The sequence below is a fragment of the Billgrantia zhangzhouensis genome (assembly GCF_021404465.1).
Lineage (GTDB): Bacteria > Pseudomonadota > Gammaproteobacteria > Pseudomonadales > Halomonadaceae > Halomonas > Halomonas zhangzhouensis.
Genome location: NZ_JABFTT010000003.1, coordinates 70,856 through 83,510, shown reverse-complemented (window position 1 = coordinate 83,510; position 12,655 = coordinate 70,856). Strand labels below are relative to the sequence as shown.

At 60.0% G+C, this 12,655-nt stretch carries 16 protein-coding genes; 5 read left to right on the top strand and 11 right to left on the bottom strand.

Annotated features, from left to right (window positions below; genetic code table 11):
• Window positions 1–23: 23 nt before the first annotated feature.
• On the bottom strand, window positions 24–506 hold the full coding sequence (locus HOP51_RS04155; protein WP_234272700.1) for a MazG-related protein: 483 nt from the start codon (window positions 504–506) through the stop codon (window positions 24–26).
• A gap of 309 nt (window positions 507–815) precedes the next feature.
• Between HOP51_RS04155 and HOP51_RS04150 the strand changes: the two genes are divergently transcribed.
• From HOP51_RS04150 to HOP51_RS04140, 3 genes are read left to right on the top strand one after another with little or no spacing between them, the layout of a single operon-like run.
• Complete coding sequence (locus HOP51_RS04150) at window positions 816–2,045, top strand: ISL3 family transposase (RefSeq protein ID WP_234272699.1); 1,230 nt, start codon at window positions 816–818, stop codon at window positions 2,043–2,045.
• 34 nt (window positions 2,046–2,079) lie between these two features.
• Window positions 2,080–2,463, top strand: a complete 384-nt coding sequence (locus HOP51_RS04145) for a phage integrase N-terminal SAM-like domain-containing protein (protein ID WP_234272698.1) — start codon at window positions 2,080–2,082, stop codon at window positions 2,461–2,463.
• A 15-nt stretch (window positions 2,464–2,478) separates the two neighbouring features.
• Complete coding sequence (locus HOP51_RS04140; protein WP_234272697.1) at window positions 2,479–3,189, top strand: tyrosine-type recombinase/integrase; 711 nt, start codon at window positions 2,479–2,481, stop codon at window positions 3,187–3,189.
• Between the two features lie 472 nt (window positions 3,190–3,661).
• Here HOP51_RS04140 and HOP51_RS04135 read toward each other — a convergent pair whose 3' ends face one another.
• The 5 genes from HOP51_RS04135 to HOP51_RS04115 form a co-directional block, all read right to left on the bottom strand.
• Window positions 3,662–4,072 (bottom strand): fosfomycin resistance glutathione transferase, encoded by a 411-nt coding sequence (locus HOP51_RS04135; RefSeq protein WP_234272696.1) that lies wholly within the window; start codon window positions 4,070–4,072, stop codon window positions 3,662–3,664.
• Window positions 4,073–4,087: 15 nt separating this feature from the next.
• Window positions 4,088–4,657, bottom strand: a complete 570-nt coding sequence (locus HOP51_RS04130; protein WP_234272695.1) for a sugar O-acetyltransferase — start codon at window positions 4,655–4,657, stop codon at window positions 4,088–4,090.
• 67 nt (window positions 4,658–4,724) lie between these two features.
• Window positions 4,725–5,435, bottom strand: a complete 711-nt coding sequence (locus tag HOP51_RS04125) for an LrgB family protein (protein ID WP_234272694.1) — start codon at window positions 5,433–5,435, stop codon at window positions 4,725–4,727.
• Window positions 5,432–5,809, bottom strand: a complete 378-nt coding sequence (locus HOP51_RS04120; protein WP_234272693.1) for a CidA/LrgA family protein — start codon at window positions 5,807–5,809, stop codon at window positions 5,432–5,434. Before HOP51_RS04120 ends, HOP51_RS04125 begins: the two co-directional genes overlap by 4 nt.
• 213 nt (window positions 5,810–6,022) lie before the next feature.
• The gene (locus HOP51_RS04115; protein ID WP_234272692.1) at window positions 6,023–7,027 is read right to left on the bottom strand and encodes a nucleoside recognition domain-containing protein; all 1,005 of its coding nucleotides are present in this window, start codon (window positions 7,025–7,027) and stop codon (window positions 6,023–6,025) included.
• A gap of 126 nt (window positions 7,028–7,153) precedes the next feature.
• Here HOP51_RS04115 and HOP51_RS04110 point away from each other — a divergent pair, with 126 nt between their 5' ends.
• Window positions 7,154–7,612, top strand: a complete 459-nt coding sequence (locus tag HOP51_RS04110) for an Lrp/AsnC family transcriptional regulator (RefSeq protein ID WP_234272691.1) — start codon at window positions 7,154–7,156, stop codon at window positions 7,610–7,612.
• A gap of 15 nt (window positions 7,613–7,627) precedes the next feature.
• Here HOP51_RS04110 and HOP51_RS04105 read toward each other — a convergent pair whose 3' ends face one another.
• From HOP51_RS04105 to HOP51_RS04085, 5 genes are all read right to left on the bottom strand, one after another.
• Window positions 7,628–8,038, bottom strand: coding sequence for a VOC family protein (locus HOP51_RS04105; RefSeq protein WP_234272690.1), 411 nt, complete (start codon window positions 8,036–8,038; stop codon window positions 7,628–7,630).
• A gap of 45 nt (window positions 8,039–8,083) precedes the next feature.
• The gene (locus HOP51_RS04100; protein ID WP_234272689.1) at window positions 8,084–8,704 is read right to left on the bottom strand and encodes a LysE family translocator; all 621 of its coding nucleotides are present in this window, start codon (window positions 8,702–8,704) and stop codon (window positions 8,084–8,086) included.
• 19 nt (window positions 8,705–8,723) lie between these two features.
• Complete coding sequence (locus tag HOP51_RS04095) at window positions 8,724–9,278, bottom strand: GNAT family N-acetyltransferase (RefSeq protein ID WP_234272688.1); 555 nt, start codon at window positions 9,276–9,278, stop codon at window positions 8,724–8,726.
• 19 nt (window positions 9,279–9,297) lie between these two features.
• Window positions 9,298–9,825: an AAC(3)-I family aminoglycoside N-acetyltransferase gene (locus tag HOP51_RS04090; protein ID WP_234272687.1), complete on the bottom strand. Its 528-nt coding sequence runs from the start codon at window positions 9,823–9,825 to the stop codon at window positions 9,298–9,300.
• Between the two features lie 114 nt (window positions 9,826–9,939).
• The gene (locus HOP51_RS04085; protein WP_234272686.1) at window positions 9,940–10,611 is read right to left on the bottom strand and encodes a cell division protein ZipA C-terminal FtsZ-binding domain-containing protein; all 672 of its coding nucleotides are present in this window, start codon (window positions 10,609–10,611) and stop codon (window positions 9,940–9,942) included.
• A 602-nt stretch (window positions 10,612–11,213) separates the two neighbouring features.
• On the opposite strand from HOP51_RS04085, the gene HOP51_RS04080 reads away from it, so the two are divergent.
• The gene (locus HOP51_RS04080; protein ID WP_234272685.1) at window positions 11,214–12,626 is read left to right on the top strand and encodes a PhoH family protein; all 1,413 of its coding nucleotides are present in this window, start codon (window positions 11,214–11,216) and stop codon (window positions 12,624–12,626) included.
• The last annotated feature ends 29 nt before the right edge of the window (window positions 12,627–12,655 follow it).

Genomic DNA, 12,655 nt, shown 5'->3' with positions numbered 1-12,655 from the left:
GCGAATCTGTCTTAAACGCTTTGTTATGGCGCTGAAGTCAACGTTAGCTCTTGTATGTCAATTAGATCGACGTCCCTACCCAATATTCGCTTGTACTCAACTAGATGATGAACTGGAATAACTGGTAATTCGATACCTTGGTAGTGTTTGAGTACTGACTCAGAAAAGTGAATTTCGAGCTGATGCCAAGAGCCATCTAGAGCCGATTGTATCTTCGTATTTTGAGATAGACCGATTTCAATTTTTTGATTTTGGTATACCAGCTGGAAATACTCTAGATCCCAACCGTATTCAGTATAACGGGTTAACGGTTTAGAGATGAATTGCGATACGCGAGCCAAAACCTTGTTGGCGTCAGAGTTGTGGATATAAAGGTCTATGTCTGCGACGTCACGACTTCCACCATGAATCGTTGCAGCTAAACCACCGACAATTTGATATTCAACACTCTCAGCATCCAAAAGCCCTTTGAGCCATTTTAGGGCTACTTTCACTTTATTACTCATCTAGTTCACTTAGTTAAATTTTGCCCTGCGCCATAACAGTGATTGGACTGCGTGTCCTGATATTCAATGAACATCCTGCGCGTTCAACAATATTATCTGATGCGCTTCACTTCTTCCAACTCATTGATTTTTCTATGGCCTAAGTATAGCTCGGCCACCTATCCAGAATTCGCGCGCTTGCGCGTTTTGCCGGAACCAATAACACTGTATGTACATGGGTCATCATCTAATATAGTGGGTGCTGATTCCATCTGACCTTCAGTTCTTTCACCATAGTCCCTGTCATGATCGCACTGTGATGGGGAAACCATGCATCAGAACCAGCTATACGAACGCATTCTCGGCCTTTCTACTCCGTGGTTCGTCAGCAACGTGGACCTTGATGAGAGCAGTGGTCTGGTCGAGGTGCAGGTTGAATGTGAGGTCTCTGCCAGCCTGTACTGCCCCCAGTGTGGTCAACCTGCCCCGCGATACGACAAGCGGTGCCGCCAGTGGCGCCATCTCGACACCTGCCAGTTCCAGACCAAGGTAGTGGCGGACGTGCCTCGTGTCCGCTGTCCAGAACACGGCTGCCTGACGATCCCGGTGCCTTGGGCGGAAGGCAACAGTCGCTACACTGCGCTCTTTGAGGCCCTTGTGATTCAATGGCTGAAGGAGGCATCGATCCAGGCCGTCAGCCGGCAATTGCAACTGAGTTGGACCGCCATTGACGGCATCATGAAGCGGGCGGTCAAGCGAGGTCTGGCAGCGAGGACATTCCCGGATGTGCGCTTTCTGTCGGTGGATGAAACGGCGTTCCGCAAGGGCCATGACTACGTCACGATCCTCTCCAATCACCAAGGGCAGGTGATTGTCGTCGAAGATGGCAAGTCTGCCGACAGCCTGTCGCGGTGCTATCTGGCGCTCACAGAAGCGCAACGCACCAGTATCGAATCCGTCTCCATGGACATGAGCCGTGCCTATCGCAAGGCCACGTTCGCTCATGTCGAGAAGGCCCACCGCAAGATTGCCTTCGACCACTTTCATATCGCCCTGGCGCTGAGCGAGGCGCTCAACGCGACACGGAAGTCCGAACTCCACTCGGTGGACGCTTCACTGCGACGGGTAGCCCACCAATCGCGTTACACTTGGCTGAAACGCCGGGACCGGCTCGATGAGCGAGAGCGCGCCACGCTCAGTTGGCTATCGAGCCAGTTCTCGAACACCACGATCGCGTGGTACCTCAAGGAAAAGGCTCGGAATATCTGGAAGGGCAATCGCGTGCGAGGTGCCCGGGCCGCCTGGCAAGAGTGGATTCGTCTGGCCAAGGCCTCTGATATTCGGCCGGTGGTGACCGCTGCCGAGCAAGTGGAAGAGAAACTCTGGGGCATTCTCAATGCCATGAGGCTGAGGGCCTCCAATGGTTTGGCGGAGGCACTGAACGGCAAGATCCGGGGGCTGAAGGTCCGGGCCAAGGGATACCGCAGCAAAGCGCGCTTCAAGACGGCGATCCTGTTTCATTTCGCCGGACTGGAGATGACCCCCAACCCACTGAAATAAATGAAGAGCCGTACATCCTCGAAGGAGCCGCCGTATGGATGCGCACAACAAGCCACCGAAGCTGATGGACCGGGTGAAGGCTACCATGCGGGTGAAGCGCTACAGCCCGCGTACCGAGAATACCTACTGCTACTGGGTTCGCTACTTCATTCGCTTCCATGGCCTGCGCCACCCGGCCAACATGGGTGGTTCCGAGGTGCGTGCCTTCCTGGAGCACCTTGCGGTGGAACGCCAAGTGGCAGCTGCCACGCAGAACCAGGCTCTGAATGCTATCGTCTTCCTCTATCGCCATGTTCTCGAGCAGCCCTTGGGAGAGATCGGTGAATTCTCACGCGCCAAACGACCGCGCCGGCTGCCAGTGGCGCTATCCCACGAGGAAGTGATGCGCGTACTGGGTCATCTTTCCGGCTCCATGTAGCTGATGGGGGCTTTGATGTACGGCTCAGGGCTGCGGCTTATCGAAACCTGTCGCCTACGTGTTCGAGATATCGACTTCGAGCGCCAGGTTGTTACGGTGAGAGCTGGCAAGGGCGACAAGGACAGAACCACTTGGCTGCCTGCGGCCTGTGTTCCTGCCTTGCAGCATCAAATCTCCACAGCCAAACAACAACTTGACTATCGGCTACTGCGTGGCCGCGTACCAGTGACGCTACCTCACGCGCTGGATCGCAAGTATCCAAATGCGGGTATCTCCTTGGCTTGGCAGTGGCTTTTTCCTGCCACCCGGCCCTGCTGCGATATGGATGGCAAGGTGGTTCTCCACCATATTCACCCATCGGCGGTGCAAAGAGCCGTAAGACATGCCATGCGAGCCGCATCGCTACCACGCCCCGGCTCCTGCCATACTCTGCGGCATAGCTTCGCCACCCAGTTGTTGAGCCAGGGAACCGGTATCCGCACCGTTCAGGAATTGCTGAGACACAAGAGCGTGGAAACCACTCAAATCTATACGCATGTACTGGGCAAGGGCTTTGCCGGCGTGCGCAGCCTCTGGGATAAGAGGGCACCTTGGCGTTCAGGCACGCTACCGCCAGGGGATGCCGGTCGCCAGCCCCCCTCCCTTGCGGTTACAGGCCTCCAACATGCCTCTATCGGGGTGGGCACCCACTTCGAAGCATGGGATTACCTGCAGCTAATTAAATGAATCATCGGCATGTGTCGCCGCATCTTGAGGAAAAGATTGGGCTGCTGTACGTACTGCCGGTGCGTATCGCGATTGGGTGCGAGCAGCCGGCCGGTTTCGATGCTCTCCAACGCTTCCCGGACCTGATTTATCCCGCTTAACCCAACGCTAACGCCTTCTTCCTTGTAAATCTACGTAACGCTACTAAGTTTTGACCTTGGCCATGTCGGCGTAGCAGGACGCTTACAGCGTGTAGGAAATGGCTTACGTCTTATGGCCTTGCCAGAAAACATCACCGTTGAGGCAAGGCTGGTAAGTGCGACAGCTCGTAGGGGTCAAGAGTCTGGGAGTTTTCCCCGGGAACGACGAGGCTTCCCGCGGGGCGGCTGGCCCAGCAAGGCTTCCACTTTCGGATTCGTATCGTTCATTTGTCGTTGTTCTCGCTATCGAAGGCGAAGCCTACCCAGTCAGTACTTACTCACTCCTGGGCCCGCTATATGAACCATTCCAACCCTTCATAGGGGGTTTCTCGCAGTGCCGCCAGTCGGCTTTGCAGATCGCCGGAGTGAATCTCCAGCTTGTGGCCGTCCGGGTCGAGAAAGTAAAGGGAATCGCCTTCGCTGCGGTTCTCCTTCCAGATCGTCACGCCCTGCTCGCGAATGGCATCGGTACAGCGTGCGAAGGCCTCTGCGCTGATGCTGAAGGCAACGTGAGTATATTCAGGCAGCGGGCCGGTGCGCGTCTCATCGTCCAGGGAGAGGCAGATCCAGTCGCCGCCTGCCTGAAGATAGGCACCCCGCACCCATTTCACGATCGGCTGGAGCCCCACCACACGGGTGTAGAAGTCGAAGGAGCGTTCGAGGTCGCGAACCGCCAGCGTCAGGTGGTTGATTCCTGTAACCATTGCCTCCCCCCCTTTTCAGCGCAATGCTTCGTTCTTTAGCGGGCGTACCACCCGGCAGGGGTTGCCGGCGGCGAACACGTCTTCGGGGATATCCTTGGTCACCACGCTACCGGCACCGATGACAGAGCGGGCGCCGATGGTAACGCCGGGACAGAGAATCGCCCCACCGCCGATCCAGACGTCGTCGCCTATCGTAATCGGCTTGGCGGCTTCCAGGCCGCTGCGGCGCTCTTCGGCATCGAGCGGGTGGGTAGCGGTATAGACCTGTACGTTGGGACCGAACATGGTGTGATTGCCGATGGAGACCTCCGCCACGTCGAGAATCACGCAGTTGAAGTTGAAGAAGACCCGCTCGCCCAGCGTGATGTTGCCGCCGTAGTCGCAGTAGAAAGGTGGCTCGATGAAGGTGCCCTTGCCCATGGCGCCAAACAGCTCACTCAACAGCCGCTTGCGCTCCTGACCCTGGTCGTCGCGGGTGTCGTTGAAGGCCTTGGTCAACATGCGGGCGCGGTGACGCTCGCTCAGGAGCTGGGCATCGCGCGGATTGTAGAGCTCGCCGGCCAGCATCTTCTCTTTTTCGGTCATCCTTCCTCCTTCCATGCATTTGGCCTCTTCTTAACAGATCGCAGGCTCTTGTTGTCGGACCGCGACTTCAGACTCCCAGCAGCCGCCATACCAGCGGCAGCAGCATCGCAGTGAAGATGCCCGTCAGGCTCATGCCGAGCGAGGCGAAGGCGCCGGCAGTGGGGCCAAGCTCGAAGGCGCGCACGATGCCGATGGCGTGGCCGTTCACGCCGAGCGCGAAACCGAGAATCCGCTTGTCATCGATCTTGAGCCACTTGGCCAGCAGCGAGACGAAGATGGTGGTCAGCACGCCGGTGATCAGCAGACCGCCCAGCATCAGCGAGAGCGAGCCGCCGAGCTGTTCCAGAATTCCCATGGCAATGGGTGCGGTGACCGACTTCGGCGCCAGCGAGGCCAGCACCGTGGGCGGCGTTCCCAGCAGCCAGGCGATCAGCACGGCGTAGAGCGCCGCCAGCGCCGCGGCTAGCGGCAGGCAGCACAGGATGGGCTTCCACAGGGCAAAGATATGCTGACGCTGCTGGTAGAGCGGTACCGCCAGTGCCACGGTGGCGGGGCCCAGCAGCAGGGTCAGCCAAGCCACGTTGCGCTGATAGTCGATGTACTCGTAACGCAGCAGCCATAGTGCGGCTGCCGTCAATAGCGCGCCGATCAGCACCGCCGGGCACCAGCTCGGCCGGCCGAGCCGCTCGAACAGGCGTACGCCGCCGAGATAGGCCGCCAGCGTCAGGGCGACAGCCAGGATGGGGGTGTTCAGCAGAGATGCGTGCAGCTCGCTCATAGCTGGCGGTTCCGCGTCTCGGTGTCCACGGCCTCCCGTGGCATGAAGCGTCGCATCAACAGAAGCGTGGTCAGCACGCTGAGGAAGGTGCCGACCACCAGCGCCAGCATGATCGCCGTCCAGTGACCAGCGAACTCATCGATCACGAAGAACACGCCCACCACGCCGGGCATGATCAACATGGCGAGCAGTGGTATCAGCGCCTGGCTGGCCGTGGCCACACTCTCGTTGAGCCTTCGCTTCACCAACAGCCAGGCCAGCAGCAACAGCAGCCCGGCCATGGCGTGGGAGACCGGCAGCGAGAGTAGCTCGACGGTGGCGTGGCCGAGCAGTTGAAAGGCAAGCAACCACAGGAAACCACGCAACAGCTTCATGCCAGCTCCATTCGGTCCGGGAAGGTGTGTCCGCTAGTGGCTTCCGAAGCGTCAGGCAGCCAGGACGGGTGCATTTCAGGAAAGATTACCATGCTATCGTTTACCCGTGGATGCTCCTGGCCTTAACCCCAGTCCCGCCCATGCAACGGCCTCCGCCCCAGTAAGCATTCACCTACCTGGCAGCGCCTGACCCATGGGCAGTAGGAGGCCACCCTACCCTTCGCTGCGCGACTCGCCCCCCGACACCGCCCGCGAAGAGAACATCCAGGATGGCAGTTCCGCGCAGCTCAACCATGGCAGCCTCGCCAGCAGGGCGATGACCACCAGCGCGAAGCCGAGCCGTGCCCATAGCAGGCCGGAGAGATCCGCACCCATCAGCATGATCAGCAGCGTATCCTCGATCAGGCTGTGGCACAGGCCGAGAAAGCAGAGCGTGAGCACGATGTCCCGCGGGGTCAGGCGACCGGAATGCGCCTCGCGCAGCAGCAGGCCGGCACCAAAGGTGAGCCCCAGGGTGATGCCGATCACGGTGATGTTGGCGGCTGCCGGGCCGATGCCCAGCAGCCGCAGCAGCGGGTAGAGCAGCTTGTGGATCAGCCGCTCGACGCCCAGCCAGTGAAGCAGCCTGAGCAAGCTCATCAGGGCGAAGATCACCACGAAGATGGTTGCCAGCGTCGTCGCCTGGCCCTGTAGCCAGGCCGCCAGGGTTGCCTCCTGGGCGGAAGGCTGCCACACCACGTGGTTGGCGTGCTGAAGCCAGCCGCCCAGCGAGTAGCTCAAGTGCAGCAGCCATCCAAACAGCCAGGCACCGCCAAGCCGCAGCAACACGGTCAGCCACCAGGGCACGCCGGCCATGCGCGCCACGGCCCCCTCTATCGGCAGCGAGTGCCCTACGGCCATCAGCGCCCCCAGCACCGTGACCTGCGCTACGGTCAGCGGCGTATCCCGCGTGACTTCGAAGAAGATGACCAGGCCGGTGTAGATGTTGGTCAGCAGCGTGGCGGCCCACACCAGGCTCAGCGGCTCCGGCAGCCCCAGCGGCGCCATCAACGGCGCGAGCCATTGGCCGAGCAGTTCGGTCATGCCCAGCATTTCGAGCGCTTTCACGATCAGCAGTGCCGGTACCATCACCTTGAGCAGGGTCCAATAGACCGTCCAGGCCTCGCGCAACAGCTTGCCCATCGGGTTGAGCAGGCGAGCAGGAAGTCGTTGTGTCATGTGGGCATCGTTCCGTTGGGGGGTCAGCCGCTTACTTTACTCATGTAGCGAACAAGGCGATGGCGTTCTTACCCTGAAACGGGAAGAATGTTGCTTTCTGTAGGCTCCGAGGGAAATTTTCTGCACATGGACAGACTCGACCTGAGGATCCTCGACCAGCTGCAGCACGATGCCAGCCTGACCAACCAGGCGCTGGCGGAGCGGGTCGGGCTTTCACCCTCGGCATGCCTGAAGCGCGTTCGCCGCCTGAAGGAACAAGGCGTGATCCAGCGCGAAGTGGCAATCCTGACGCCGGAAGCACTGGGCGCCAACCTTCACATGGTGGTGGAAGTCACCATGACACGAGACGACAAGGCGCTTTACGGCCGCTTCATCAAGCAGATGGAGGCCGCCCCCGAAGTCACCCAGTGCTACCAGGTCACCGGCGAGGTGGATTTCGTGCTGATCGTCAGCGTGCCCGACATGCAATGCTACGATCGCTTCTGCGACCGCGTGCTGGATGCCAGCGACGGCGTGCACAAGTTCCGCACGTTGATATCGCGCAAGCGCACCAAGTTCGAGACACGGCTGCCGCTGGGCGATTAGCGCACTTGGAGGGCGCTATTCGTCCTTCGGTCCAACCCAGGCAAAGGGGTTGTGCGCCACTTCCCAGAGATAGCCATCCGGGTCGGCGAAGTAGCCGGAATAACCGCCCCAGAAGACCTTCTGGCCCGGCTTGACCAGCTTGGCCCCGGCGGCGACCGCCTGCTCCAGCAGTTCGTCGACCTCCGCCTCGGAGGCCAGGTTGTGCGCCAGGGCGATGCCGGTGAAGCCGCTACCCTCGGGTGAAACGCCAGCATCCTCGGCCAACGCCTCACGGCCGTAGAGCCCCAGCCAGGTACCGTTGAGGGTGAAGAAGGCCACTTCCGGCGGCGACTCCATGCGGGGCAGGCCCAGCCCTTGCTCGTAGAACCGAATCGATGTCGCGAGATCGCGGACTCCGAGCGTAATCATGCTGATGCGTGGCTTCATGTTGCGGCTCCTCTAATTGCCTCGCCATTGATTCACTTCAGTTCATCATTGCCGCCGAGCGACCAGCAGCCCAACCCCGGCACTGGCCAGCAAGGTCGCGCAGCTGCGATTGAACAGCTGTCTCATGGCAGGACGGGAGAACCACCGACGCAGGAAGGCGCCGACATAGGCATAGCCGGCGATGGCGATCCATTCGAGCAGCAGAAACAGCGCCCCCAGGATGGTGAACTGCAGGGCAACGTGGCCGGCCGGGTCGACGAACTGCGGCAAGAAAGCGGTGAAGATCAATATCGCCTTGGGATTGCCGGCGGCCAACAGGAATTCCTGGCGTGCCAACCCCAGCAGGCTGAGCTGCCGTCCCTCGAACTCCCGCTCTTCACCAGGCGCAGCGAACCACAGCTGGTAGGCCAGCCAGAACAGGTAGACGGCCCCCAGCAGCTTGACGGCAAGGAATAGTTTCTCCGAAGCGTACAGCAGCGTGGCAAGCCCGGAGGCCGCCAGCGCAATCATCACCATGAACGCGACCAGGCGACCGATGCCCGCCAGGCAGGCCACGTTCACACCGTAGCGCTTGGCGTTGCTCATGGAGAGCAGGTTGTTGGGGCCCGGTGCCAGATTCAGCGCGAAGCAGGCCGGTATGAAGAGCCACAAGGTCGTCAGGTTCATGTCGCTTCCCGGGGTTGAGTCAGTCCATACCCGCTTGGTCGGCGTCAGCGGTCAAGCGCTGCAACCATTGCGCTCGCCGCATTCGGTACAGGCGCACCGGGCGCTGGTGGAACTCGCACGTCTCGAAGCGTTCGAACCCCACCTTTTCCGCGACTCGCAATGAGGCAATGTGCGTCGGTTCGACGATGGCAACGATCGAATCGAAACACCGCTCCTCGAAGGCATGAGCGAGCGCGGCGGTAGCGGCTTCGGTAGCCAGCCCCTGGCCCCAGTAACGCCTGGCGAGCCGGTAGCCCAGGCTCAATACCGCACTACCTTTCACTCTTTCCGGAGATACCCCGCAGAAACCGACAAATTCGCCGCTGTTCCTGTCGACCAGTGCCAGCGGTCCCGTACGATGGTTGATATAGCAGTCGAAACACCAATCGAGAAAAACTCGGGTCGCCATCTCGTCGCAAACACCGCGCAGCGAGTAGCGCATCACTTCAGGATCGGCCAGTATTGCGGCCAGCTCCGGCAGATCGCTGGTCGCCAGCGGGCGCAGGAACAAGCGCGGCGTTTCCAATTCGAACATCATGCCCTCTCTGGCAGCGTCACGTCTTGCACTCGGCGCTGGCTGATGCGGTCCCCAGCGGTACCGCGATATCGAAATGCAGCACGTCCTCACGAACGCCGAGTTTCGAATAAAGCTCAATAGCCGGCGTATCGCCGAGATCCGCCTGAACGTAAATGACATAAGCACCACGCTGCGCTGCTATCGTCTTTAGCCGTTTTATCAGCAGAGTGGCAATGCCCTCGCGTCGGTGAGCTTCTGCCACCGCCAAATCGTAAATATAGATCTCGCTTCGTTCCTGCTCGAACTTGTGCAGCTCGTAAGCTGCCAAGCCCCCTACCACCTTGGCGCCCTTGAGAGCCGCCAGGGCGATGAAGCTATCGCGTCCCAGCAGGCGCTCCAGATAGGCGCGGCCAGGGCGCGCATCGCCATAGGTATCCGGTTCACCGAAGGCATCGCCGAATACCGTCAGCAAGTCATGTAGCGTGGAGATATCGCCTGCCGAGAGCTGTTGTACCCGAACCTGGCTCGTAGCCTCAGGGTCAGGATCATTCAGGACGGAGGTCATCGTTTCACGGTCCATTCATGTGTGCTTATCCATAGGGCGGCGTGGGCGGAGATGGCCTGTCAGTTTAGAACAGGGCCGAGAGAAACGCGTCGGCCTCGGACCTGCTTCTTTCCATCAGCCTCCCTCATGAGGAACCCCACGCTCCAGGACGGCTTTCGAGTTCTGCGCATGCTGTCGCAACTGCTCGAATTCCTCTTCGCTGACGGTATTGCGTTCGGCATCGAGGATATGGCCCCCAATGGCAGCAATGGATTGGGTGATGTCGATCAACGTCTCGGGATTGCGCGCCACGCTGCGCTTGCTCACGAAGTGGATAAGGATGGAGACACCGCTGACGATCGGCTGGTCCTCGCCTTCATGTATGGGCGGCAGGGTGCCGGGTGGCGATGAATTGGCGATGGTGAGCTTGTAGCCCGCGAGAGGATCGCGGATCTTGTACACGCCCAGCTTGGCGTCGTAGTTGGCGTTGTATTCCTTGAGCAGGCGAGCCAGGCGGCGATTGGTATCCAACCCGGGCCAGTCGAGAATCACGAACAGGCACTGCTTGATTTTCTTGTCTGAGGCGACCTGAAAGCGGCGCATCGGCTCCGGCTGGGCGCCTGCTACCGGAAGGGGTACCGTTTCAGGCACATCTATCTGGGCCGCCTCCGCCATGTGCCGCGTTGCCAAAGGCGCTTCCTCTAGTTCGCTGCGAGCACTACGGCTCTTGAGAAAGGCCACCATGCACACTAGCGCGAGCAGCAACGCCACTCCCGCTACGATCAGTACCGCTACGACCGGCTCCATCCTGCGTACCTCTGCCTGTGCTGGCCCACGAGGCATTCCCCCAGGCTCTGTCCGAAACCGGCTGCACTTGGCCATACGGCTTAACATCGGCTCAAAGTACTCATTTACAACACGTAAACTGCGTATTTTTTGCCGTTTTTGCCTTGTCTAGCCTTCATTCGCCGATTTTTCAAACAGAGCCTATCGCCGTGACACCTTCCCCAATCGCACGAATCCACATTCGTGCAGGTATGCCGTGTCGGGCCATTTGTTATTTGCTCTACCTTACGCCGTTACGCTGCGTAACGCTATATGCTCAGCCAACGTTAACACGACTTTTCTTCCTTTGCCGCTCACCATGGGCTCGACTCCAGTCACCTTGCCGGCGGTGGAGTGATGTTCGAGCAAGATCGCGATATGCTGCGGTTGCTGCTCTCGTGCCTTGCGTTGAAGTATTTCGATGGCAACCGAAGCCGGAAGACTCCATGCTTTAGGTAACGAAAGCCATATAAGGAGCTACGTTCGCGAAGTGGCACTGGCCGCCAGTGAGCCGGACTGTCATACCAATGGAATGATGTGAAGGCCAGTGTTGTAGGTGCCGTCAACTCAGGAGCCCTGCCCCGATGGTACGACTCGACAAGAAAGCCAAGCGCTTATATGTACTGGACACCAACGTCCTGCTGCATGACCCCACTGCCCTGTATCAATTCGAGGAACACGAGGTGGTCATCCCCATGACCGTGCTCGAGGAACTCGACAAGCACAAGAATGGCCTGCGCGAGATCGCTCGCACCGCCCGCCAGATCAGCCGCACCCTCTCCGATCTCACCAATCAAGTCACCTTCGACGAAATCCAGAAAGGCATACCGATCCCCCGGGCCGGCGGCGCTACGCTCGGCAAGCTTCGGTTTCTCTGCTACCCCGAACTGGAGCCGCTGGAGCATCTCGCGGAGAGCCCCGACAACGTGCTGCTGGCCGAGACCTGCCGGCTGCGCGACGAGCGGCCCGACGCCTCGGTGATCCTGGTCACCAAGGACATCAACCTGCGGGTAAAGGCCACGGCGTTGAATGTCCCGGTGGAGGACTACCTGACCGACCGTGCCTTCAGCGACAGCGATGTCATGCTCGAGGGCGTTCGCATCTATCCCGATGTGGAAGGTGGTAGCGGCCCCTGGGGCCAGATGGAGGTCGAAGTCGAGGTGGAACGAGTCGACCACCGCACCTTCTACCGCCTGGACGGTCGCATCCCCAGCGACTGGCACCTGGGCATGCTAGTGTCCGACTGCGAGAACGGTGCCAGCTTCGAGGCCATCGTGCGCGAGCTGAGCCCCACCCAGGCACGACTGCAACTGTTGACCAACTATCGCCATAAGGATGGCGTATGGGGCGTGCATGCCCACGACAGCCGCCAGAACTTCGCCCTGAACCTGTTGATGGACGACGATATCGACCTGGTCACCATTGCCGGCAGCGCCGGTACCGGCAAGACCTTCATGACGTTGGCGGCAGCCTTCCAGCAAACCCTTGATGCCAAGCGCTTCGAGCGCATCGTGTTCACCCGGGCCCCTATCTCGATGAGCGAGGACATCGGCTTTTTGCCCGGTACCGAGGAGGAGAAGATGTCACCGTGGATGGGCGCCTTCCACGACAACATGGACAACCTGCTGCGCGACGAGCATGACGGCAGCACCAGTTGGAGCCAGGACGCAACGCGCAGCCTGATCGGCTCCCGCGTGCAGATCCGCGCTCCCGGCTTCATGCGCGGGCGCACGCTGAACGACACCTTCCTGATCATCGACGAGGCACAGAACTTCACTCCCAAGCAGCTCAAGACCCTGCTCACCCGAGCCGGGCGCAACACCAAGATCATCTGCCTGGGCAATGTCGGCCAGATCGACACCCCCTACCTCACCGCCAACACCTGCGGCATGGCGGCGGTGGTACAGCGTTTCAGCAACTGGGCCCATGCCGGCCACGTGACCCTGCGCAGCGTGGAGCGCTCACGTCTGGCACTGGCCGGCGAAGAACTGATGTAGTGAGAAACTGATGTAGTGAGAAACTGATT

Excerpts from the sequence above, each read along its gene's own strand:
- HOP51_RS04095 (WP_234272688.1), bottom strand. The coding sequence starts at position 9,278 with ATGTTCGAATTGGAAACGCCGCGCTTGTTCCTGCGCCCGCTGGCGACC.
- HOP51_RS04115 (WP_234272692.1), bottom strand. The coding sequence starts at position 7,027 with ATGACACAACGACTTCCTGCTCGCCTGCTCAACCCGATGGGCAAGCTG.
- HOP51_RS04130 (WP_234272695.1), bottom strand. The coding sequence starts at position 4,657 with ATGACCGAAAAAGAGAAGATGCTGGCCGGCGAGCTCTACAATCCGCGC.
- HOP51_RS04150 (WP_234272699.1), top strand. The coding sequence starts at position 816 with ATGCATCAGAACCAGCTATACGAACGCATTCTCGGCCTTTCTACTCCG.
- HOP51_RS04120 (WP_234272693.1), bottom strand. The coding sequence starts at position 5,809 with ATGAAGCTGTTGCGTGGTTTCCTGTGGTTGCTTGCCTTTCAACTGCTC.
- HOP51_RS04125 (WP_234272694.1), bottom strand. The coding sequence starts at position 5,435 with ATGAGCGAGCTGCACGCATCTCTGCTGAACACCCCCATCCTGGCTGTC.
- HOP51_RS04140 (WP_234272697.1), top strand. The coding sequence starts at position 2,479 with ATGTACGGCTCAGGGCTGCGGCTTATCGAAACCTGTCGCCTACGTGTT.
- HOP51_RS04090 (WP_234272687.1), bottom strand. The coding sequence starts at position 9,825 with ATGACCTCCGTCCTGAATGATCCTGACCCTGAGGCTACGAGCCAGGTT.
- HOP51_RS04110 (WP_234272691.1), top strand. The coding sequence starts at position 7,154 with ATGGACAGACTCGACCTGAGGATCCTCGACCAGCTGCAGCACGATGCC.
- HOP51_RS04155 (WP_234272700.1), bottom strand. The coding sequence starts at position 506 with ATGAGTAATAAAGTGAAAGTAGCCCTAAAATGGCTCAAAGGGCTTTTG.
- HOP51_RS04080 (WP_234272685.1), top strand. The coding sequence starts at position 11,214 with ATGGTACGACTCGACAAGAAAGCCAAGCGCTTATATGTACTGGACACC.
- HOP51_RS04085 (WP_234272686.1), bottom strand. The coding sequence starts at position 10,611 with ATGGAGCCGGTCGTAGCGGTACTGATCGTAGCGGGAGTGGCGTTGCTG.
- HOP51_RS04105 (WP_234272690.1), bottom strand. The coding sequence starts at position 8,038 with ATGAAGCCACGCATCAGCATGATTACGCTCGGAGTCCGCGATCTCGCG.
- HOP51_RS04145 (WP_234272698.1), top strand. The coding sequence starts at position 2,080 with ATGGATGCGCACAACAAGCCACCGAAGCTGATGGACCGGGTGAAGGCT.
- HOP51_RS04135 (WP_234272696.1), bottom strand. The coding sequence starts at position 4,072 with ATGGTTACAGGAATCAACCACCTGACGCTGGCGGTTCGCGACCTCGAA.
- HOP51_RS04100 (WP_234272689.1), bottom strand. The coding sequence starts at position 8,704 with ATGAACCTGACGACCTTGTGGCTCTTCATACCGGCCTGCTTCGCGCTG.